Source organism: Ginsengibacter hankyongi (assembly GCF_008710285.1).
Lineage (GTDB): Bacteria > Bacteroidota > Bacteroidia > Chitinophagales > Chitinophagaceae > Ginsengibacter > Ginsengibacter hankyongi.
Window position 1 is genome coordinate 1,423,402 of record NZ_VYQF01000001.1, and the last position, 22,330, is coordinate 1,445,731.

The 22,330-nt window shown below is 36.1% G+C and carries 16 protein-coding genes; 10 read left to right on the top strand and 6 right to left on the bottom strand.

All coding sequences use genetic code 11. The annotated features are described in order from the left end of the window. Positions 1 to 133 precede the first annotated feature (133 nt). The 6 genes from aspS to FW778_RS05885 all read left to right on the top strand — a co-directional run bounded on the left by aspS (position 134) and on the right by FW778_RS05885 (position 7,122). Positions 134 to 1,942 carry an aspartate--tRNA ligase gene (gene aspS, locus FW778_RS05860; RefSeq protein WP_150413665.1) on the top strand — a complete coding sequence of 603 codons (1,809 nt, stop codon included), beginning with the start codon at positions 134 to 136 and terminating at the stop codon, positions 1,940 to 1,942. Positions 1,943 to 1,946: 4 nt separating this feature from the next. After that, positions 1,947 to 2,870 carry a restriction endonuclease gene (locus FW778_RS05865; RefSeq protein WP_150413666.1) on the top strand — a complete coding sequence of 308 codons (924 nt, stop codon included), beginning with the start codon at positions 1,947 to 1,949 and terminating at the stop codon, positions 2,868 to 2,870. A 1-nt stretch (position 2,871) separates the two neighbouring features. Further along, positions 2,872 to 4,161: a hypothetical protein gene (locus tag FW778_RS05870; RefSeq protein ID WP_150413667.1), complete on the top strand. Its 1,290-nt coding sequence runs from the start codon at positions 2,872 to 2,874 to the stop codon at positions 4,159 to 4,161. Between the two features lie 93 nt (positions 4,162 to 4,254). Next, a complete protein-coding gene (locus tag FW778_RS05875) occupies positions 4,255 to 5,532 on the top strand; it encodes a replication-associated recombination protein A (RefSeq protein WP_150413668.1) in 1,278 nt (425 codons plus the stop codon). A gap of 26 nt (positions 5,533 to 5,558) precedes the next feature. Then, on the top strand, positions 5,559 to 6,008 hold the full coding sequence (locus FW778_RS05880; RefSeq protein ID WP_150413669.1) for a GNAT family N-acetyltransferase: 450 nt from the start codon (positions 5,559 to 5,561) through the stop codon (positions 6,006 to 6,008). A 112-nt stretch (positions 6,009 to 6,120) separates the two neighbouring features. Beyond that, a complete protein-coding gene (locus FW778_RS05885; protein ID WP_150413670.1) occupies positions 6,121 to 7,122 on the top strand; it encodes a hypothetical protein in 1,002 nt (333 codons plus the stop codon). 139 nt (positions 7,123 to 7,261) lie between these two features. On the opposite strand, the gene uvrA is transcribed toward FW778_RS05885, so the two are convergent. Next, the gene (gene uvrA, locus FW778_RS05890; RefSeq protein ID WP_150413671.1) at positions 7,262 to 10,141 is read right to left on the bottom strand and encodes an excinuclease ABC subunit UvrA; all 2,880 of its coding nucleotides are present in this window, start codon (positions 10,139 to 10,141) and stop codon (positions 7,262 to 7,264) included. Positions 10,142 to 10,596: 455 nt separating this feature from the next. Here uvrA and porK point away from each other — a divergent pair, with 455 nt between their 5' ends. The 4 genes from porK (at position 10,597) to porN (ending at position 15,408) form a co-directional block, all read left to right on the top strand. Further along, a complete protein-coding gene (gene porK, locus FW778_RS05895) occupies positions 10,597 to 11,886 on the top strand; it encodes a T9SS ring complex lipoprotein PorK/GldK (RefSeq protein WP_150413672.1) in 1,290 nt (429 codons plus the stop codon). Between the two features lie 114 nt (positions 11,887 to 12,000). After that, positions 12,001 to 12,756 (top strand): type IX secretion system motor protein PorL/GldL, encoded by a 756-nt coding sequence (gene porL / locus FW778_RS05900; protein WP_150413673.1) that lies wholly within the window; start codon positions 12,001 to 12,003, stop codon positions 12,754 to 12,756. A gap of 47 nt (positions 12,757 to 12,803) precedes the next feature. Further along, positions 12,804 to 14,339: a type IX secretion system motor protein PorM/GldM gene (gene porM / locus FW778_RS05905; RefSeq protein ID WP_150413674.1), complete on the top strand. Its 1,536-nt coding sequence runs from the start codon at positions 12,804 to 12,806 to the stop codon at positions 14,337 to 14,339. A gap of 19 nt (positions 14,340 to 14,358) precedes the next feature. After that, entirely contained in the window at positions 14,359 to 15,408 is a 1,050-nt protein-coding gene (porN, locus tag FW778_RS05910) for a type IX secretion system ring subunit PorN/GldN (RefSeq protein WP_150413675.1), read from the top strand. Between the two features lie 379 nt (positions 15,409 to 15,787). Here the strand turns inward: porN and uvrC are convergent, their stop codons facing one another. The 5 genes from uvrC to gpmI form a co-directional block, all read right to left on the bottom strand. Further along, positions 15,788 to 17,623, bottom strand: coding sequence for an excinuclease ABC subunit UvrC (gene uvrC / locus FW778_RS05915; protein WP_150413676.1), 1,836 nt, complete (start codon positions 17,621 to 17,623; stop codon positions 15,788 to 15,790). Between the two features lie 36 nt (positions 17,624 to 17,659). Next, positions 17,660 to 18,259, bottom strand: a complete 600-nt coding sequence (locus FW778_RS05920) for a hypothetical protein (protein ID WP_150413677.1) — start codon at positions 18,257 to 18,259, stop codon at positions 17,660 to 17,662. Between the two features lie 87 nt (positions 18,260 to 18,346). Continuing rightward, positions 18,347 to 19,858, bottom strand: a complete 1,512-nt coding sequence (locus FW778_RS05925) for a hypothetical protein (protein WP_150413678.1) — start codon at positions 19,856 to 19,858, stop codon at positions 18,347 to 18,349. A gap of 55 nt (positions 19,859 to 19,913) precedes the next feature. After that, entirely contained in the window at positions 19,914 to 20,489 is a 576-nt protein-coding gene (locus FW778_RS05930) for an RNA polymerase sigma factor (RefSeq protein WP_150413679.1), read from the bottom strand. 268 nt (positions 20,490 to 20,757) lie between these two features. Then, positions 20,758 to 22,278 (bottom strand): 2,3-bisphosphoglycerate-independent phosphoglycerate mutase, encoded by a 1,521-nt coding sequence (gene gpmI / locus FW778_RS05935; protein ID WP_150413680.1) that lies wholly within the window; start codon positions 22,276 to 22,278, stop codon positions 20,758 to 20,760. Positions 22,279 to 22,330: the final 52 nt, after the last annotated feature.

The following is a 22,330-nucleotide window of genomic DNA, read 5'->3' on the forward strand; positions in this document are numbered from 1 at the left end:
ATCCGAACTCTTAGATATTTAACTAATTCTATAAAACTTTCCTGGTTTTCTGCCGGATCCTGGCTCGTTTTTTATACTGTGAAAAAGGATAAGCCATATCTTTGCAGCCGTTTAAAAAGAAACAGCAAATAAAATGTACAGAACACACACATGTGGTGAATTAAAAATAACAGACGTAAATAAAGAAGTAACTCTTGCAGGATGGGTGCAAACAATTCGCAAATTTGGCAGCATAACTTTTATTGACCTTAGAGACAGGTATGGCATCACACAATTATTATTTAATGAAAAGCTTACCGAACAGCTCGATAAAAATCCATTAGGAAGGGAATTTGTTTTACAGGTAAGCGGAACCGTTAGTGAGCGTAGCAATAAAAATAAGAATATTCCAACGGGAGATATTGAAATTTTGATTTCAGAATTTAAAGTATTAAATAAGTCTGCTGTGCCTCCATTTACCATACAGGACGATACTGATGGTGGTGATGATATAAGAATGAAATATCGCTTTCTTGACTTAAGAAGAAATGCAGTTAAAAAAAATATTGAACTGCGCTATGCGGTAAACCGTGCTGCAAGAAATTATTTACACCAGCATAATTTTATTGATATTGAAACTCCGTTTTTAATTAAGTCAACACCTGAAGGAGCAAGAGATTTTGTAGTTCCAAGCAGGATGAACGCTGGGGAGTTTTATGCTTTGCCTCAATCACCGCAAACGTTTAAGCAATTATTGATGGTGAGTGGTTACGATCGATATTACCAAATAGTAAAATGCTTTCGTGATGAAGACCTGCGTGCGGACAGGCAGCCGGAGTTTACACAGATTGATTGCGAGATGGCTTTCGTTGAACAGGATGATATTCTGCAGATGTTTGAAGGGATGATAAAATTTATTTTTAAAGAAGTAAAAAATATCGACTACGCTGCACCGGTAGAACGAATGACCTGGGAAGACGCCATGTGGAATTACGGAAATGACAAACCGGATATCAGATTTGAAATGAAGATTGCCAATTTAAAAGTGGAAGGCAAAAATTATTTTGAAGGATTAAACAAAACAGAGTTTGCTGTTTTTAATAATGCCGAAACTATTGTTGCGATTTCCGTTCCTGCCTGCAGCGATTATTCAAGGAAACAAACAGACGAATTAATTGATTGGGTAAAGCGTCCGCAAATTGGAATGGGCGGATTAGCTTTTGTAAAAGTTAATACGGACGGCTCATTAAAAAGCAGTTTTGATAAATTCTTTAATGAACAGCAATTAAAAGAATTAGCGCAATATTGCAAAGCAAATCCTGGTGATCTGATTTTAATTCTTGCAGGTAAAGAAGAAAGGACCAGGAAAGCCATCAGCGAACTGCGGTTATATATGGGCGGTAGATTAGGTCTGCGCAAGCCCGAAGAATTTAAATTATTGTGGGTTACCGATTTTCCTTTGTTTGAATATGATGAAGAAGGCAATCGCTGGGTTGCCCGTCATCATCCGTTTACTTCGCCTAAACCGGAAGATATAGCAGTGATGATCAACAACAATCCAATTATTGAAAATGCTGATAAATATTTGGAGCATCCTTATTCCAAAATTAAAGCCAATGCCTATGATATGGTTTTAAATGGAAATGAAATTGGCGGAGGATCTATCAGAATTTATCAAAGAGAATTACAGGAAAAAATGTTTGCTGCATTAGGCATGAGCAAAGAAGAATCGCAATATAAATTTGGATTTTTATTAGGAGCATTTGAATATGGCGCTCCGCCGCACGGCGGCATTGCATTTGGCTTTGACAGGCTTTGCGCTATCCTGGGAGGAAGCGAATCAATCCGCGATTTTATTGCATTTCCAAAAAATAATTCAGGAAGAGATGTTATGATAGATGCCCCATCGACTATTGATGAAAAACAATTGGAAGAGTTGCAGATAAAATTGAATTTGAAATAAATTTATGATACCAGACTATCAAACATTAATGCTTCCTCTGCTTAAGTTAACTGCCGATGGAAAGGAATACAGAGTAAATGATCTTATAGAAATTCTTGCAAATAAATTTAATTTGACTGACGAAGAAAAAGCAGAATTACTCCCAAGTGGTCAAAGCTTCCTTTTTAATAATAGAGTTGGTTGGGCAAGAACTTATCTCAAGAAATCAGGATTAATTGATGCACCAAAAAGAGGAACTATTATTATTACACCAAGAGGAAAACAGGTTTTAGATGAAAATCCAAATGAAATAGACGTAAAATTTTTAAGAAGATTTTCGGAGTTTACGGAGTTTATAAATACAAAAAAGGAAGATAGTCATGAGATCTCATTTAGTTCAAGCCAGCCGGCTATCGATGATCTTTTTAAAGAAACTCCAGAAGAACAAATTGAAGTAGGTTACAGAAAAATTAGAAATGGTTTAGAACAAGAAATACTATCAAAACTTAAGTCAGTTCATCCATCTTTTTTTGAAAAAATTGTTGTTGAACTTTTAGTAAAAATGGGTTATGGCGGCTCCATACAAGATGCAGGAAAAGCAATCGGCAAAAGTGGAGACGAGGGAATCGATGGAATTATTAAAGAAGATAAACTCGGGCTTGATGTTATTTATGTTCAAGCTAAAAGATGGGAAGGAATAGTTGGACGGCCAGAACTACATAAATTTGTTGGAGCTCTAGCTGGACAAGGTGCTAAAAAAGGAATTTTTATTACTACTTCTTCTTTTACTAAAGAAGCAAAAGATTACACACCAAAAAATGAAACAAAAATTGTATTGATAGATGGAGAAAAATTAGCTCAATATATGATAGACTATAATCTTGGAGTTTCTATTCAAAATATTTATGAAATAAAAAAAATAGATTTAGATTATTTTGGAGAAGAGTAAAATGTTACAGAAAATCATATTGAATAAATATTTTTTCCTTTTATTACTTTTTGTATTTACAACTACCGTACTCTTTGCCCAATACGATGCGCCTCTTTATACGTCTTACACAACTGCTGTTGAACGGGCTAAATTGCATGACAGGCTCATAAGATATTCCATCAATAAAAGTTTATCTTCTGCATTAAATGATTCAACAGAAGAAAATTGGGAGGACGCCTTTGATGCATTGGAAGTGTTGTTGTATAAATCTCCATTAGTTGATGCAAAAGTTCATAAAGCATTCGACGAAGTTGAGACGAGGAGTTTAGATTTTCAAAAAGCGCTACTCGGAATTGCTTACACAAATTATCCTGGTATTTTTTTTCAGCAGGTAAAAAAATTACTTAGCAGCACTGATGATCCAAAGGTATTTGCATTGTGCGCTGAGTATCTGCTGCAGCAAAAAAAAGATCCTCTAATAATTAATACGATCAGTAAATTAATTGAAACAAAATTTGGCGACGAGGGAATTATCAATCCGATTTTATATATGTTGCAGGTGCATATATCGGAACAAAAAACCAAGGGAACTTTTTTATCAAATAAATTACTTACCGAACTTTTCAGCAGCAAATTTTTACCTGGCCAAACCATAGCCTATAGCATTCAAAGAAAAAACCGTAATTACCCGGGGTTAATGATTGTAAGGCGTTACGATGGGAAATTTATAACAGACAGTAATGGTATAATTTTCAATATCCCGCAGCTTGCAAGGAGCATTACTAATCTTCCTTTTTATCTGCGGGGCGGAAATACGCCGCAGGGAATATTTTTCATGAATGGTTTCGGTGTTTCTATGAGTAGCTTTATTGGCCCTACAGCTAACATTCAATTATCAATGCCCGTTGAAGAAAACATTAAAGCGTTTATGCGTGACAGTAGTATAACAGATACGACCTGGAACATTGATTATTATAAAAAATTAATACCTGCAGATTTGCAAAACTATTTGCCTTTATTCTATTCCTATTATGCCGGGCTGGCAGGCCGCACAGAAATTATTGCTCATGGCACAACGATAGACCCTGCTATTTATTCAAAACAACCATATTACCCATTAACGCCAACATCAGGATGTTTATGCACAAAAGAAATATGGAATGGAAAACGATTAGAAAGCGATCAGCAAAAACTTGTAAATGCATTGTTAAAAGCAGGCGGTGCAAATGGTTACTGCCTGGTTATTGAATTGGATGATAAACAAGCACCCGTCACTCTTAACGATATAATTCCTTATTTATTTAATTGACTTTAAAAGAGCTCAATAAATATCTTTTCACGGGGAAAAATGATATTCTAATTTTGGATTCATTTTCAATCTTTACTTTTTAATTTTCAATTAATGAATCCACCATTAGCAGAAAGGCTTCGTCCCAGAAAATTAAATGACCTTATTGGCCAGGAACACCTTACAGGTAAGGGAAGTGTTTTGCGCAATTCAATAGAGAATGGAAAAATTCCTTCAATGATTTTGTGGGGACCGCCAGGAGTTGGCAAAACCACCATAGCTAATATTATTGCAAAAACTTTAGACTTCCCTTTTTATACATTAAGTGCAATTTCTTCGGGGGTAAAAGAAGTGCGTGAAGTAATTGAAGAATCAAAAAAAATTGATAATGCAATTCTTTTCATTGATGAAATTCATCGTTTTAATAAAGGACAACAGGACGCATTGTTGGGGGCAGTTGAAAAGGGGATTATTACTTTAATAGGCGCAACTACCGAGAATCCTTCATTTGAAGTAAACAGCGCTTTGCTAAGCCGTTGCCAGGTTTATATTTTAAAGCCATTGGAAAAAGCATCACTTATTAAATTATTACAGCATGCAATAAAAGATGATAAAATTCTTTCGCAAAAAAATATTGAATTAAAAGAAACAGAAGCATTAATTAATTTATCAGGAGGCGATGCAAGAAAGTTATTAAATCTGCTTGAGTTGGTATTTAATCAGCAACTTTTGGAGAGTGAAGAACTTTCAAAAAATTTAGTAATAACTGACGAACTGGTGATTAATGTCGCCCAGCAAAAAGTTGCCTTATACGACAAGAAAGGCGAGCAGCATTATGATATCATTTCGGCATTTATCAAATCAATTCGCGGTAGCGACCCTAACGCTGCTGTATATTGGCTGGCACGTATGATTGAAGGTGGTGAAGACGTAAAATTTATTGCGAGGCGTTTGGTAATTCTCGCCAGCGAAGATATTGGCAATGCAAATCCGAATGCACTTTTGCTGGCCACAAATACTTTCCAGGCTGTGAATATGATTGGTTATCCGGAATCAAGTATTATCTTATCTCAATGTGTAACTTATCTTGCATCATCGCCAAAAAGCAATGCCACTGTGGAAGCTATCGGTAAAGCACAAACGCTGGTGCAGAAATATGGAGATTTACCTGTGCCACTTGCAATCCGCAATGCACCAACCAGACTTATGAAAAATCTGGATTATGGAAAAGATTATAAATACGCACACAGCTATGAAAATAATTTTGTCGCGATGGAATTTCTTCCTGAAGAAATAAAAAATACGCTGATTTATAATCCAGGCAAAAATTCAAGAGAAGAAGAATTGAGAAGATTTTTGAAAGAACGCTGGAAAGGCAAGTATGGATATTGAAATATTAAAAATTAAGTGGAGATTTTATGATAACGTGGCAATGCAAATCTTTCAATGAATTAACCAATCAAGAATTATACAAGATTCTTCAATTAAGGATTGAAGTTTTTGCAGTAGAACAAAATGTTGTTTACCAGGATTGTGATAATAAAGATTTTAAATCGTATCATTTTACGGCCATAGAAAATGATCTCCTGGTAGCCTATAGCCGAATTATCCCGCCGGGTATATCTTATAATAAAGCGGCATCCATCGGCCGTGTTGTGACGTCTCCGGTTGTTCGGGGGCAATCTTTAGGAAAACAATTGTTTGAAAAATCACTTGAACAACTTTACCTTTTATTTGGCCGCATCCCGGTAATAATAAGCGCCCAGGTGTACTTAATTAAATTTTACGAAAATTTTTCTTTCGTAGCTAATGGTAATATTTATATGGAAGATAGCATCCCGCATATTTCCATGATAAAGGATATTTAGTTCCTTGCAGGTACAATAATAAATTCCTTCTTTCCGTTATCAATATATTATCCTTAACGGGGTAAAAAATAAATCCATTATAGCTTGTAAAATAAAAAAATCTGACCGTCTTATGAAAAAACGTTTACCTACCTTTCGGCTTACGTGTTTCATATTAGCAACACTAAGTTTCCTTTTCTCTGCAAAAAGTTATTCCCAATCATTAATATTCGGCAATGAAAAAGCAAGAGTTGAGGTAGGAATAAATGTTGGTCCATTATTTTTCCTGGGAGATTTAGGAGGGCATCACGGAAAGGGAACCACTTTTCTTAAAGACCTGAACTTACCGTTAACCAAAATAATGAAAGGGGTTTTCTTAACCGCCTATCCAAACGAATGGCTTGGAATACGCGCCGCTGCAGATATAGGAAAAATTGACGGCTTCGATAACATTATTAATACCAAAGGTGTAAATGAATTGTGGCGAAAGCAGCGTAATCTCGATTTCAGGTCAAACATTTCTGAAGCATATATTGCTACCGAAATTTTTCCATTAATGCTTTTATATAGCGGTGAAGAAAGTTATAAGCCTCGCCTCAGGCCCTATGGAGTAATAGGCGTAGGAGTTTTTCATTTCAACCCACAAGGCTCTTTAACGGATGCAAATGGGAATATGACTTGGTATTACTTACAACCACTTCACACAGAAGGGGAAGGATTTGCTGAATATCCCCAAAGAAAAAATTATGCATTAACACAGGTTAATATTCCGATGGGGCTTGGAGCAAAATACTACCTGTCTGATCGGGTAAATCTAAGCCTTGAAGTATTAGAAAGAAAAACGTTTACTGATTATATAGATGATGTAAGTACGGACTATATTGATCCCAATTTATTCAACAAATATTTAACGCCGCAAAATGCAAGCATTGCAAGGGCAATATTTGATAAAACCAACTCTATTTATGTAGCAGGAGCTTCACGGTTTTCTCCCGGCTCACAGAGAGGTAATCCAAATCAAACCGATGCTTATTTTTCAATATCACTAAAATTAGCCGTTCGCCTCGGAGCTATATTCGACAATATTTACGACAGGAATGTTGCAAGTCACATGAAATGTCCTAAAAGATTTTAAAAAAAATTTGCTCAACAAATTGGCTGGCAATATTGGCAAAGTATATAATAAAAGTTACCCATTAAACAATGCATTTTAAATGCGATGTAACCTCTGAAACTATAATTTTCCAACTTTGTTACTATGCTTTGCCATTTTTTTATCTCTTGTATTTTGCAAGTTCTTCCTTTATAAAAACGGCGGTAAAACTTTCTTTATTTTTAGAAAGTTCTTCCGGTGTTCCTTCAAATAAAATTCTACCTCCACCCTGCCCTCCTTCCGGGCCTAGATCAATAATGTAATCTGCAATTTTAATGATATCTATATTGTGTTCTATAACAAGAACCGTATTACCGCGATCAACTAATTTATTTAAAACATCTACCAGGTGTTGAATGTCCTGGAAATGTAGCCCGGTGGTGGGCTCATCCAAAATATAAAATGTTTTACCCGTATCCCGCTTGCTTAATTCGGTTGACAGCTTTACGCGTTGGGCTTCGCCGCCACTTAATGTTACTGCACTTTGCCCAAGTGTAATGTATCCCAGCCCTACTTCCTGCAAAACTTTTATTTTACGATATATATAAGGAACATTTTGAAAAAATTCCACGGCTTCATCAACCGTCATATCGAGCACATCGCTGATCGATTTGCCCTTATACCTTATTTCCAACGTTTCGCGGTTGTATCTTCTCCCATTACATTTTTCACAATGAACATACACGTCAGGCAAAAAATTCATTTCGATTACTCTCATTCCGCCACCTTCGCATACATCACATCGCCCGCTCTTTACATTGAAAGAAAACCGGCCGGCTTTATAACCTCTTATTTTTGCTTCTGGTACAGATGCAAATAATGTGCGTATATCCGTAAAAAAGCCACAATAAGTTGCGGGGTTGCTTCTTGGTGTTCTGCCAATGGGTGATTGATCTATCTCTACCACCTTATCAATGTACTCCAGTCCTTTTATGTTCTTATAAGAAAGAGGAGTCATTTTACTCTTATAAGCATGAACACTTAAAAGAGGATATAATGTTTCATTAATGAGGGTTGATTTTCCACTGCCACTTACACCGGTCACACAAATAAATTTACCAAGAGGAAATTCGGCATTAATATTTTTCAAGTTATTTCCCGAAGCACCATTCAAGTGAAGTGTATGGCCATTCCCTTTTCTTCTTTCCGATGGAACCCGAATCTGCATTTTTCCATTGAGATATGAAGAAGTTACTGTATCTAATTTTAATAAATCTTTTGGAATGCCGCTCGCCACTACTTCTCCTCCGTGCTTGCCCGCCTGCGGACCAATATCGATAAGATAATCGGCAGCCATCATTATATCTTTATCATGTTCAACTACCAGCACACTATTACCAATATTTCTTAGGTTTTTAAGCGCCTCGATAAGCCGTTGATTATCTCTTTGATGAAGACCAATACTTGGCTCATCGAGAATGTAGGTAATTCCCTGCAATTGAGAACCTATTTGGGTAGCAAGCCGTATACGCTGAGACTCCCCGCCGCTGAGGCTTTTAGACGGGCGATTGAGGGAAAGATAATTTAGACCAACATTTAATAAAAATTGGACTCTTTCTCTTATCTCTTTTAAAATATCTTTTGCAATTACATTTTGTCTTTTTTCTAATCTTGATTCAATACCTGAAAACCAATCCAACAATTTTTCAAGATCCAAATCGCTTAATTCAGAAATATCTTTATCATCAACTTTAAACCAAAGGCTTTCTTTCTTTAACCGTTTTCCGTTACAGGCATTGCAGGTTTTTAGTTGCATGAACTTTTCTACCCATCCTCTTAATGCTTCTGTACTATACGATGAAGAAAACCATCTTTTCAGCATCGGAATTATTCCTTCATAATTTCCTGTATATGTATCAGGGATTGTTTCATCATTTACATCTACTTCGAAGCTTGTATTAGCAATTCCATCACCATATAAAAGCAGGTTGAGTTGTGCTTCAGGTAAATCTTTTATAGAGATATCTAAATTAATTTTATGCTTTTTAGAAAATCCAACGATTTGTTGAAACACGCTCGCATCACGCTCTTCGCCCAATGGCACAATGCCACCTTCATTTATGCTTTTGCTTTTATCAGGTAAAACTTCATCTATGCTAATTGTATACACATTACCTAGTCCTTTACAAATCGGGCAGGCGCCATAAGGAGAGTTAAAGGAAAAAGTATTGGGTGAAGGTTCTTCATAACTTATCCCCGTGTCTTCACACATTAGCTGGCGGCTGTATTGAACAAGTTCACCACTATCATTTAATAATAAAAAAAGTAAGCCATTTCCTAATTGAAGTGATTTCTGTAAGCTTTGGCTTAGTCGCACTTTTTGATCGGGAGTAACCTGCAGCCTGTCAACCACTAACTCTATATCATGAATTTTATACCTGTCTACCTGCATTTTTGGAACGAGGTCTTTTATATCTCCATCAATTCTTACTTTTAAAAATCCTTTTTTTCTTACATCTTCAAATAGTTCCCGATAATGACCTTTACGCCCTCTGACCAACGGAGCAAGCAAGCTGATTTTCTTAGTGGAAAATTTTAAAAAAATATTATCGAGGATTTCATCTTCACTCCACTTAACCATCTTCTTGCCGGTATTATAACTATAGGCTTCTCCTATTCTTGCAAAAAGTAATCTCAAAAAATCATAAACTTCAGTAACTGTTCCAACAGTACTCCTTGGATTTTTATTGGTAGTTTTTTGTTCAATAGAAATAACAGGCGAGAGGCCCGTGATTTTATCAACATCCGGCCTTTCCATATCGCCCATAAACTGGCGTGCATAGGCAGAAAAACTTTCCATGTAACGACGTTGGCCCTCCGCATAGATAGTATCGAAAGCCAGCGACGACTTACCACTGCCACTAATACCGGTGATTACAACAAGCTTGTTTTTGGGAATGGAAATATCGATGTTTTTCAGGTTATGTTCCCGTGCGCCAAATACTTCAATTGTTTCTTCCACACCACTTAATTCTAAGTTCTCCTTCTTTCCTTTTGCCATAATAAAGTATACAAATTTACTATTAAATGTTTGATGATTACATTTTACGCAAGTGCTAGATTATGAACAAAATTGAAAAGATAAGGCTGAATTTATGGTGAGATTTATAAACCATTTGCAGAATTGAGAGATAAAAACCAACTTTTTTTAGTAAAAAATAAAAATGTGAATATCTTTAACGCAGTTTTTTAAAAAAAACTTTTTTAGAAGCATCTTTATATTCGGGTTTTATCGTAGCTTTAATTTCACGTTAATCCCTTGAAAATTTCTGCGCATTTTTTGTACACAAATCGAAAATATTTGAATACTTTTTTACAATAATTAAAATATTTAGCCGTTTCATAAAGTTAATGATCGGGAAATGTTTATTTCAAATTCAGCATTCGATAATAGAGCATCATGTATTTAAATCAAATTAATTATTACATTTGTCCTTACCCTCAAAGTAAAAAGCAATGAAAACCAAATTGTTCACCGCAATAGCTGTATTGGCTATTTTTATCTTAACTGGTTGTGGCAAATCCGGCAAGTCAAAAGGCCTTCCTAATGATGGCCAGTTACATGGCGTAGCTCCTGCAAGCCGTTATATTTTGCCAAAACCTCCGGGAATGGTTTATATTCCACCGGGCACTTTCCACATGGGGCCTAGTGATGAAGATGTAAACTATGCTTTTACAGCTCGTAACAAACAGGTTTCTATAAGTGGCTTTTGGATGGATGCCACTGAAATTACCAATAACGAATATCGCCAGTTTACAGATTGGGTTAGAGATTCTATTGCAGGCAAACTTCTTGGATATGTAAAGCAGGGAGCTGACGGCAATGAATATCTTGACTGGAAAAAAGTTTCAACCATCAAATGGAACGACAAAGCAACTATGGAAAAAATAGATGCTATGATTGTAACGCCTGATAATAGGATTTTTGGCAGAAAAGAAATTGACCCCCAGAAAATAATGTATCACTCAGAGGTTTTCGATTTTAAAGAAGCTGCTAAAAGAGAAAATGCAAATGTTCCGCGTGGAAAGTTTATTGTTCGGTATGATATCCCTGTATATCCCGATACATTAGTGTGGGTTAGAGATTTTGCTTACTCATATAACGAACCAATGGCAAAACAATATTATAGTCACCCGGCTTTCGGTAATTATCCTGTAGTGGGAGTTAACTGGAAACAGGCTACTGCTTTTTGCGAATGGCGTACTCATTTGCTTAATTCATTCTTATTAAATAAAAACAGGAATACCGAATCTCCTTTCCGTCTTCCAACCGAGGCGCAATGGGAATATGCAGCAAGAGGCGGAAGATCACAATCTCCTTACCCTTGGGGCGGTCCGTACCTGAGAAACAGGAAAGGATGTTTACTTGCCAACTTTAAACCAGGCAGGGGTAATTACCCTGAAGATGGAGGTTTCTATACCGTTCGTGCAGATGCTTATTGGCCAAACGATTTCGGTTTATACAATATGGCCGGAAACGTAGCTGAATGGACATCTTCATTATACTATGAAGGCGGTTATAATTTTCAACACGACATGAACCCTGATATTCGCTGGAATGCTACAGACCAGGATCCCCCACGTATGAAACGTAAAGTAATCCGCGGTGGTAGCTGGAAAGATGTTGGATACTTTTTACAAACAAGTACAAGATCTTACGAATACCAGGATACATCCAAATCTTACATCGGTTTCCGTTGTGTTATCGACTTACCTCCAGTTACCAGTAAAAAAGGTAGAAAATAAATATTATTCCATAGAAAAAAAATTTAGCAAAAATCTTACTGGCCTGTATTAGTAATTTAATATGGGCTTTGTATTTTATAAACCCAACTAAATCAAAATTAAAATCTAATCATCATGGCCCAACCTAAAAGAACCTTTCTAACCCTTATCGACGTATTAGTAAGCGCCGGAGCAGCTGTAGTTATATTTGCTGCCTGGGCAAAATTAACCCACCAGGCTTATGCAGACACTTTACTTGGTGTAGGTATGTTTACCGAAACCGGAATATTCCTGGTTTATGCAGCTATTGAGTGGGTAAAACCTCAAAGACATGATCATGCACCAGCAGCAGTAGAAACAGTAAAAGGTAATCCGGCTTTAGCATCAATGGATAAGATGCTGATGGAAGCCGATATTACCCCTGCAAATATGAAAAAACTGGGTGATAATTTCCAAAAATTAGGTACTACCGTTTCCCATCTTGGAGAGGTTGGCGACGTTGTAAAATCAACAGGAGACTTTTCCGCCAAAACCAAGGAAGCAACTTCTGCTCTTGGAATGATGAAAGATGCCTATGTAAATTCGGCAAATACTATGAGCAGTTTTAATAGCGCCGCTGATAGTGCTAAAGGATTCCACGATCAGGTTCAGGTACTTACTAAGAACCTTGGCTCATTAAATACTATTTATGAACTGGAGTTAAATGAAAGTAATAATCACCTGAAAACTTTAAACAGTTTCTATGGCAGAATGGCCCAGGCTAGTGAAGTAATGGTTTCAACCGTAGAAGATGCTCAATCTACAAAAGAACAAATAAGTGCGCTGGCAAATAACCTTCAAAAACTTAATAATGTTTATGGTAACATGTTAAGTGCAATGCAGGGTAGATAATTAATAATAATCCAATTTCAAAAAACCCAAAGTAAAAATTAAATACCATGGCATTACCCAGAGAACCGCGGCAAAAGATGATCAACGTTATGTACTTAGTACTTACGGCGATTCTCGCCCTGAATGTATCTAACGAGGTAATTAATGCATTTAAAGTTGTGAATACAAGTTTAATGACTTCTAATGCTAATATTACAACTTCAAACAATACACTATATAAATCTCTTGAAGAAAAATTGAGTAAGCCTGAATCGCATGACAAAGCTGTAATTTGGGAGCCTAAGGCAATGAAGGCCAAGCAACTTTCAGGTGATATGATGACTTATATTGATAGTTTAAAAACTGCTTTATTGAACGCAGCAGACCTTAGGATGAAATGGGATGATAAATTAAAAGATAGCGTGCAGGATTATCGGGCTGACAATCTTGATGCCTCTACCCGTTTATTTGAAACCAAAGGTAAAGGGCCGGAATTAAAAGCGCGGCTTGATCAATATAAAGATGAAATGTTGAACATTGACCCTTCTATAAAAAAAGAATTTGAGAATATTTTTCCTGTAAATACCGTACCTCCAAAATCACAGGAAGGAAAAAACAAAGATTTTACCCAGACTTTCTTTCACATGACCCCAACGGTTGCAGCATTAACTATACTTAGTAAATTTCAGAATAATATTAAGAATGCTGAAAATATGGTAGTTACTTATTGCCATAATCAAATTGGCGCTGTTGAGGTTCACATGGATAAAACAGGTGTTCTGGTAGGGACGAATTCAACTTACCTGATGCCGGGCCAACAGTTGGAAATTACGGCAGGTGTAGGTGCTTATAGTTCTGCTGCAGCTCCAACCATATCTATTAATGGTAGTAATGTGCCTGTAACAAATGGCCAGGGTAAATACACTACTGCTGTTAGCGGAGCTGGCGAACATACCGTGAACGTGAACGTTTCTTACAGGGATGAAAATAATAAAATTCAAACACAATCAGTACCGGTTAAATATGTGGTAGGTACTCCTGGCGGAGCAGCAGTTATGCTTGATAAAATGAATGTATTTTATATAGGGGTTCCTAATCCTGTAACAATTAATTCGGGAACAGGTTGGGATAAAACACATGTATCTATATCTTCCGGTAGTTTGACTCCTTCAGGTACTCCCGGTAAGTTCACAGTTAATGTAAAAGAAGTAGGAAAAACAACAATTAATATAAATGCTGATGGAAAAAACAGTTCTTATGATTTCAGGATAAAAAGAATTCCTGATCCCATACTTAAAGTTGGCCCAAATGCTGGCGGAAGAATGCAATCAGTGGTTTTTAAAAATCAACAATTTTGCAGGGCTGATTTAGAGAATTTTGATTTTGATGCAAGATTTAATGTGTTAAGTGCTACTGTTTATTTTTCGGGTGCAAACTTTCCAAGTGTAACAACTGCAACAATTAGCGGTGGAAGCCTTGCTGGCCTGTCGGCACAGTTGGCAAAATGTATTCCCGGAACTTCAATTAATTTTGATAACGTTCGAGTTCAGGGACCTGATGGAACAGTAAGAACAATTCCGGGACCCGGTTTCATATTATACTAAAGAATAAATATAAAAGGTTATGAAAACTATTATGGTAAAATGCTTAGCACTTGTTCTTTGTTTAGGCATTATTAGCAATGTTGCAGAAGCACAGGCGAAGAAAAAGAAACCCGTGCATAAAACACGTACTGTAAAAAAACGTACAACGGCTAAGCGGACTACCAATTCAAAAACAAAAGCTGATATTAATCCAAGTGCTAAGGTGGATACCGCCGTTGTAATTGCACCTCCAAAAATTGATAGCTTGCCTATTACTTTTGTGAAACCATCATTGCGCCCGGATGATGCCATAGAACGTAACCTGGTAAAAGACAGGACACCTCTGCCTTATGAATATTTGCGCGAAGACGATGCTGTTTACCGTGAAAAAGTATGGCGTGAAATTGACACACGTGAAAAAATGAATTTGCCTTTTCGTTATTCGGCAAATGAAGATAACGGTAACCAACGTTTTATTTCTATTTTGTTTAAAGCGATACAGGATGGTCCTGATAATGGTGGTGTAACTGTTTTCAATCCGTCTGATGATAGGTTTACAACTCCTATGACGGTGGCGGAAGTTGCCAAAATGGTTGCCGGTGAGCCAGTATCTGTTCCCATGTATGACTCGCTGGGAAATGTTACAGGATACAAACAAACAACACCTGAAGTAAACCTGGATTCATTTTATAAATTTGAAATTAAGGAAGAAGTAATTTTTGATAAAGAAAGTTCGAGATTATTCTGGAGAATTTTAGGAATTGCTCCATTAAAAAATGTAATCACTTCACAGGGTATAAACCTTGGCGAAGCCCCGCTTTTCTGGGTATATTATCCTGACATGAGGCCAATCTTCGCCAAGTATGAAGTATATAACGGAAAAAATTATGGAGCCCGTATGAGTTGGGAAGAGCTTTTTGAAAGCCGCATGTTTTATGGCCGCATCATTAAGAGTACGCTTAACAATCCGTTTGATGAGATGTTATCTCAACAACAAGGATTAAAACAAAATCGAATCTTACAACTGCTTGAAGGCGAAAATATTCAAAACAAAATCTTTGATTACGAACAGAATCTGTGGAGTTATTAAATAAATTTTTATGTAAACAAAAAAAGGGGAAGCAGTTATGCTTCCTTTTTTATGCCACATAATTGCTACACCAGCAACAATCAACAACTAGTCCCAAATGAATTTAAAAAAAGGGCGAACCATGATGAAATGAAGCCGATTATTTTTCATAGCAAGGATGGTTGAGAAAAACAATCACTACAAAACCAATTCGTGAGGTTGAAAGTGATTATAAAAAGTTGCAGTGTTTTTGCTTGCTTTAGCGATTCTTTTAATGTGTATAAAAACATTTCACTCAACCGTTTAATTCATTTTTTTCCTCTTACTTTTATAACGGTTTTTCATAGGATATTGGATTTTAAACGGGGCTGGATTTTTATCCGGGCCCTTTTTATTTATACTATTGGTAGGATGTTTCACCTACTTCATCCTGAAAAGAATTAAAGTAATTAATAATAATTTCGGCTTTTGAATTGCCAACCACTGTTGCAAGTTGTTCCAGCGAGAGTTCCCTTATTTTTTTCACTGATCTGAATTTCTTTAACAGAATATCGGCCGTATTTTTTCCGATTCCCTTTATCATCTCCAATTCATTCACAAATGTTCCCCGGCTGCGTTGGTTGCGGTGAAAATTAATTCCAAAGCGATGAACTTCATCTCTTATTCGTCTTATAAGTTTAAGGCTTTCGCTATCCCACGGCAGTTTTATTGATTGCTGATCGCCGGGAAAAAAGATTTCTTCCTCATTTTTTGCAAGGCCAATAATTGTAGTTTTTCCTATTAGATCCAGTTCTGTCAACCCTTCAACAGCTGCATTTAATTGTCCTTTTCCGCCATCTATAATTATAAGTTGGGGGAACGAGGTGTTTTCATTTTTTAATCTCTTATACCTCCGGCTCACAACTTCCTTCATGCTGGCAAAGTCATTTATGCCCGAAACTGTTTTAATATTGAATTTCCGGTATTGACTTTTATCAGGAACACCGTTATTAAAATATACCATTGCCGCTACAGGGTAGCTTCCCTGGAAATTAGAGTTATCAAAACATTCAATATGTACAGGTACGTTAGGTAAATGAAGATCCTTTTGCAACTGCAATAACGCCCTATGCTTTTCTTTATCGGATTTACCCTCAAGCTGAAGCATTTTTTTGCGGTTCAATTCTTCAATAAAATAATTGACGTTTTTTTCAGAAAGCTCTAATAGTTTTTTCTTGTCGCCCGCTTTAGGAACAGTTAGTGTGATGCCTTCTTCCGGATATTCTAACGCAAATGGGAGAATAATTTCTTTTGCTTCGCTTGTGAAAGTATTTCGAAGATAGCCAATGGCAAATAGTAAAACTTCCTGGTCAGTTTCTTCAAGCTTTTGCTCGAGCACAATTGTTTTGGTAAGAACAATAGTGCCTTCATTTACCATCAAATAATTTACATAGGCAATATCTCCTTCTTTTAAAATTGAGAAAACATCCATAGTCCCTAAATTCTCATTTACTACTTTAGATTTAGCTTTATAATTTTGGAGGTGCTCAATTTTTTTTCTTATAAGTTCTGCTTTTTCAAATTCCATATCTGCCGCACATTGCTCCATTTCATTTTTAAAATGATGGATCACCGGGTTCAGATTTCCTTTCATAAGATTTTTAAGTCTTGCAAGCCCATCGGCATAATCCTCTGATGATTGTAATCCTTCACACGGACCTTTACAATTTCCCAGGTGATATTCGAGGCAAACTTTAAATTTACCTTTGCGTATATTCTGCTCCGTTAGGTTTAACTTACAGGTTCGCAATTGCACATTTTGTTTTATAAATAAAAGCAATTCCCTCACTTTACCAACAGAAGTAAACGGCCCAAGGTATTGAGAGCCATCATTAATTTTTGACCTTGTGAGAAAAACTCTTGGAAAGGGCTCGCTTTTTATTACAAGATATGGGTAAGACTTGTCATCTTTTAGGTTAATATTAAACTTTGGCTGAAACTGTTTTATTAAAGAATTTTCAAGCAAAAAAGCATCCTGTTCGTTGTCAACAATGGTAAATTCTATTCTTGCAATTCTTTTTACAAGCTCATAAGTTTTATAACCGGTAAATGTTTTGGTAAAATAGGAACTGACTCGCTTACGAATACTTTTGGCTTTGCCAACGTATATTAATTCGCTTTTATTATCGTAATACTTATAAATTCCAGGCTCAACTGGTAGTGTTTTTAATATAGTCTGGAATACTTCCGGTGTCATAGTAATTCATTAAAGGCTTAAAAAATTCAGAAGGAGTTAATCATCTAGATCCCATTTCACAATTTCACTTCTCACTTCGGGAGCCATTTTAGGCTGTTGTTTAATAGTCGTAATACTACAAGACTTACCTGCTTTCCATGTTAAGTGGGTGGTTATTGTTGTTCCATTAATATTTTCTTCTTTAACCATATAAACGCGTTGAACGGTATTTTTTTGAGGATCAATATATACATCCCAATGATTTAATTGAATAGAATCAGGCAGTTTTTTTACCGGGTCGTATGAAAGAGTAACAGCATTTATAGTTTGATCCAAAAACGATTTCTCTACAAAATAACTTTGCATAGTATTAGAATCAATTACGGGGCTAAGAAAAGGTTTTGCAAATCTTCTGACGTCAGACCTTTTCAACCATATAGAATCCCGAATATCGTTATCAGTTATTATTTTAAGTGGCGTGACCGGCAGGCTATCAATTTCTCTCAACTGTCCTAAGAGAAATTCAGTTACCGGGAAAAAAAATTGCGGCTCATCATTATTATTAATAACAGCCTCCACTTGCTTGTTATCTTTGGTATGACATGAACACAAAAAGAATAACGGTATTATATAAATTGCCCTGAAAAGTTTTTGCATCTTCAAAATTACTAATAAAAAAGAGCCGCAACATTATGTGAAGCAGCTCCATTTTATAATAGAAGTTAAATTGAAATTAATAGGGAATTATTTTCTAATTGGAGAAATTCCAATCCGTATACCATAATCAATTAAATGTTCTTGTATTGAATAATCTTTTTTATATGTTGAAAGCCACTGATAGCGTACATTGGGTCCTATTTGCCAATTAAATTTCGAAGAAACAAATGAAACAAATAAACCAAAATTACTGCTCATATTTATTTTTCTTAATAATTCAGGATCGCTTACATAGTTTCTTCCGTCAGAAGAAAGCATATAAGCATTGCTTTTAACAACCAAGGAAGGCTCAAAATCTGCAGCAGCATTGAGATGCACCTTGTCGCTTCCCAATAACGTATATTGCAAGCCTATGGGTATTGACACCTGCAAATTATAGTTGCGGATTGAAACACCTGTTTGTCCTGTTCCATCACCATAATGCGTGATATAGCTTTTTGAATATACATTACCCGTTGACGGATCTTTCAACAGTAAGTTTGCAAACGTTGGATGAACTTCATTTGAAATAATATTATAACCAGAATAAGTAATGTGAAACCCTGAAGTAAAACTCAATTTTTTAATTAATGAATAATTCATTTGGACGCCTGCTTCAAAACCAAATGCGGAATTGTGCAATACTTTATAATTTCTTTGATTTATAGCAACGGAAGGGGGATTAGCGGCATTCATCAATGGTGATGGCCGAATAGGTTCTCCACCAAATGATACAATATTAACCTCGGGTGCCGCAAAATAAACCCAGCTTATTTTAGCATTCTTTTTTCGCTTTACAACGGTTGGTTTTTTATGTAACTCACCAGGTTTATTGGTTGTTGTTATTTCGTTTTCCGGATTCTTATTGCTTACAAATTTTACATCCTTTAAACTACTCCTGCCAAAAGTAATTTGTTGGACCGGCTTCAAATTATCCGAATTATTTAAGGGAATTATCCCCTTCATGATTTCGTTCGTTGCAATATTATTTATTGATTGATTATTTTGAGTATTACCAACTTTAGAAGGATTATCCTTTATTTCAGAAAGAAGTACACTATTATTTTCAAATTCTTCGGAACTTGATTGGGGAGCAAGTTTTATATTATTTTGAGCACTATTTTGGGTCAATAGTACATTAGTTGCTAACTCATTATTTGATGGATAGTTCTTAGTAATTGTTTTCGAGTTCGATTTCAAATTACCGGGTTGGGATGACGTTGGATTAACGCCACTGGGCCTGGAAGAAATATTTTTTTGCGGAATAGCTCTTTGAACAGCCTTTGAAATTTCAATAGGTTTCAAACTACCCAACATATCTTTTGGGCTAATAAGAACTTTTGCACTATTGGATTGTGTTCCGGTATGTGTATTAAGATGACCGATAACTACAAGCGTAAATATCAGCAAAAATGACATTGAAATAGAAGGCCACCTTCTTCCGGGATGCAAGTCATTATAAATGCCGTGCCAAACTCTCTTTGAAGGAATCATTTTAAATTCATCAGCCTGTTCCTTCAACGATTGCTCAAAATCATTCATCGAAAATCTGCGTTCCATCGGTCACATAATTTCAGTTGTTGGTAATATAGGTTACATTATTTTCATAGTAAAACTAAGTAGTTCCCGAAACCATTCTTATCTTCTCTCTTGGTTGTTGAATAATTTTCTTTTTCAAAAGAATATCTTCAAGCATCGATTTTGCCCGCGTGTATTGGGACCTGCTGGTACTTTCTTCAATATCAAGAATAGAAGCAATCTCTTTATGTGAATAGCCCTCAATTGCATAAAGATTTAATACTGTTTTATAGCCAACCGGTAATAATCTTATACACTCCACCACCTGTTTTGCCTGCAATATTGACGGAATATTGTCTTCATTCAGGTAAATACTGCTGGCATGAAAAAGATCCACACTATCAGTAAATTTTTTATTCTTCTTCAATACATTTATACAAGTATGTACTATAATTCTTCTTATCCACCCTTCAAGTGCACCTTGGTTTCTAAATTGGTGAATTTGCGAAAATACTTTTATAAACCCTTCCTGCATCATATCTTCCGCATCTTCCCTGTTTCGTGCAAACCTGTAGCAAACGCCCAACATCCGTGGGCTAAAACGATTGTACAAAGCCTCCTGCGCAGGAGCCATGTTATCAAGACAACCTTGAATCATTAGCTCTTCTGTCATAGTTTTTGAATGGTTTAACCCTACTAAGATATGACAAAATATAGGTATAAATGCTGCATGGTATGGAAAAATTATGCGTAGGCATTTGCATTAACCCATTAATTTGTCCTCTAAAGGGCCGCAAATTAAGCGTTGACCGGAACGAATCTGTAGGTTACCTAAATAATTTTTAAGGAAATTGCAATTTTGAGTGTTAGCAATTAATCTTTCAACCACCTTTGATAAAACTTTCAGGCGGTAATTACTTAAAATTTGCCTTCTTGTTTTGCTAGGAATTAATTAGTATCTCACCAGTCATTTTCGGCGGAATGGGAAGCTGCATCATCTTCAAAATAGTGGGTGCCAGGTCACCCAGCTTTCCACTTTTTATTTCGCCCTTCCAATCTTTATCAATAATAAAAAAAGGAACAGGGTTTTGCGTATGCGCCGTATTAGGAGTTCCGTCTTCATTAATCAAATAATCTGCATTTCCATGATCGGCTGTTAAAAATATTGTGTAGCCATTTTCGAGACCTGCAGTTACTACCTTTTCTACACATTTATCTACTGTTTCCACCGCCTTAATAACGGCGTTCCAAATTCCTGTATGCCCTACCATATCTGCATTTGCATAATTCAGGCAAATAAAATCCGCTGTTTTGTTTTTTATTTCAGGCAATAATGCCTCTGTCACTTCATTCGCACTCATTTCCGGTTTAAGGTCGTACGTTGCAACCTTGGGTGATGGAATCATAATCCTTTTTTCTCCTTCAAATGGCACCTCACGTCCGCCGCTGAAAAAGAATGTTACATGTGGATACTTTTCTGTTTCAGCAATCCGGATTTGCTTTTTATTATTGGCAGCCAATATTTCTCCCAAAGTACTTGATAAATCATCCTTTTCAAAAATTACATGGATATTTTTATAAGTATGATTATACATGGTCATTGTAGTATAATCAAGGTTAAGCGGATGCATGTTATACTCCTGGAAAGCAGTTTGAGTAAGCGCTTCAGTAATTTCGCGACACCTGTCAGTTCTAAAATTGAAACATATAACGGCATCGCCATCCTTGATACCCGAACCGGGAGTATCCGAATTAATTACGGGTAATAAAAATTCATCAGTGATGTCTTTTTCATAAGATGAACTTATAGCCGAGAAAATATTACCAGTTTCCCGACCTGTACGATGTACCAATGCATCATAAGCAATTTTAACCCGCTCCCATCTTTTATCCCTATCCATAGCATAATAGCGGCCAGTGATAGTTGCAATTTTACCGGTTGTTTGTTCAAGATGCTTTTGTAAATCTTCTAAAAAAAACAATCCGCTTTTGGGATCCGTATCACGGCCATCTGTAAACGCATGTATGTATACGTTTTCAATATTCTTTTCTTTACAAAGTGATGTAATAGCTTTTAGATGATTAATGTGTGAATGAACACCACCATCGCTTACCAGCCCCATCAGGTGCAACGATTTATTATTATCCTTTGCATAATTAAAGCTATCGAGTAAAATTTTATTCTTTTGAAATTCGCCGTTTCTTACAGCAACATTTATTCTTTCCAACTCCTGGTAAACGATGCGACCTGCGCCTAAATTCAAATGGCCCACTTCGCTATTGCCCATTTGACCCGCAGGTAAACCAACGGCTTCGCCACAGGTTACCAACGTTGTATTTGGGTATTTTTTATATAAAGAACTTACAAAAGGAACATTTGCATTTTTTATTGCATCACTTTCCTTCTTCTTTCCAAGCCCCCAACCATCCATAATTATTAAAATCACTTTTTTTGCTTCCATTTTTCAAAGCTAATTATTCAATCTTAACAAACCGTAAATTGTTTAATTTTAT

Bases quoted from the DNA above. Each gene is read 5' to 3' on its own strand.
- uvrC (WP_150413676.1), bottom strand. From the start codon at position 17,623: ATGACACCGGAAGTATTCCAGACTATATTAAAAACACTACCAGTTGAG.
- FW778_RS05870 (WP_150413667.1), top strand. From the start codon at position 2,872: ATGTTACAGAAAATCATATTGAATAAATATTTTTTCCTTTTATTACTT.
- porK (WP_150413672.1), top strand. From the start codon at position 10,597: ATGAAAACCAAATTGTTCACCGCAATAGCTGTATTGGCTATTTTTATC.
- porN (WP_150413675.1), top strand. From the start codon at position 14,359: ATGAAAACTATTATGGTAAAATGCTTAGCACTTGTTCTTTGTTTAGGC.
- FW778_RS05925 (WP_150413678.1), bottom strand. From the start codon at position 19,858: ATGGAACGCAGATTTTCGATGAATGATTTTGAGCAATCGTTGAAGGAA.
- FW778_RS05865 (WP_150413666.1), top strand. From the start codon at position 1,947: ATGATACCAGACTATCAAACATTAATGCTTCCTCTGCTTAAGTTAACT.
- porM (WP_150413674.1), top strand. From the start codon at position 12,804: ATGGCATTACCCAGAGAACCGCGGCAAAAGATGATCAACGTTATGTAC.
- FW778_RS05885 (WP_150413670.1), top strand. From the start codon at position 6,121: ATGAAAAAACGTTTACCTACCTTTCGGCTTACGTGTTTCATATTAGCA.
- FW778_RS05920 (WP_150413677.1), bottom strand. From the start codon at position 18,259: ATGCAAAAACTTTTCAGGGCAATTTATATAATACCGTTATTCTTTTTG.
- aspS (WP_150413665.1), top strand. From the start codon at position 134: ATGTACAGAACACACACATGTGGTGAATTAAAAATAACAGACGTAAAT.
- porL (WP_150413673.1), top strand. From the start codon at position 12,001: ATGGCCCAACCTAAAAGAACCTTTCTAACCCTTATCGACGTATTAGTA.
- FW778_RS05875 (WP_150413668.1), top strand. From the start codon at position 4,255: ATGAATCCACCATTAGCAGAAAGGCTTCGTCCCAGAAAATTAAATGAC.
- FW778_RS05880 (WP_150413669.1), top strand. From the start codon at position 5,559: ATGATAACGTGGCAATGCAAATCTTTCAATGAATTAACCAATCAAGAA.
- FW778_RS05930 (WP_150413679.1), bottom strand. From the start codon at position 20,489: ATGACAGAAGAGCTAATGATTCAAGGTTGTCTTGATAACATGGCTCCT.
- uvrA (WP_150413671.1), bottom strand. From the start codon at position 10,141: ATGGCAAAAGGAAAGAAGGAGAACTTAGAATTAAGTGGTGTGGAAGAA.
- gpmI (WP_150413680.1), bottom strand. From the start codon at position 22,278: ATGGAAGCAAAAAAAGTGATTTTAATAATTATGGATGGTTGGGGGCTT.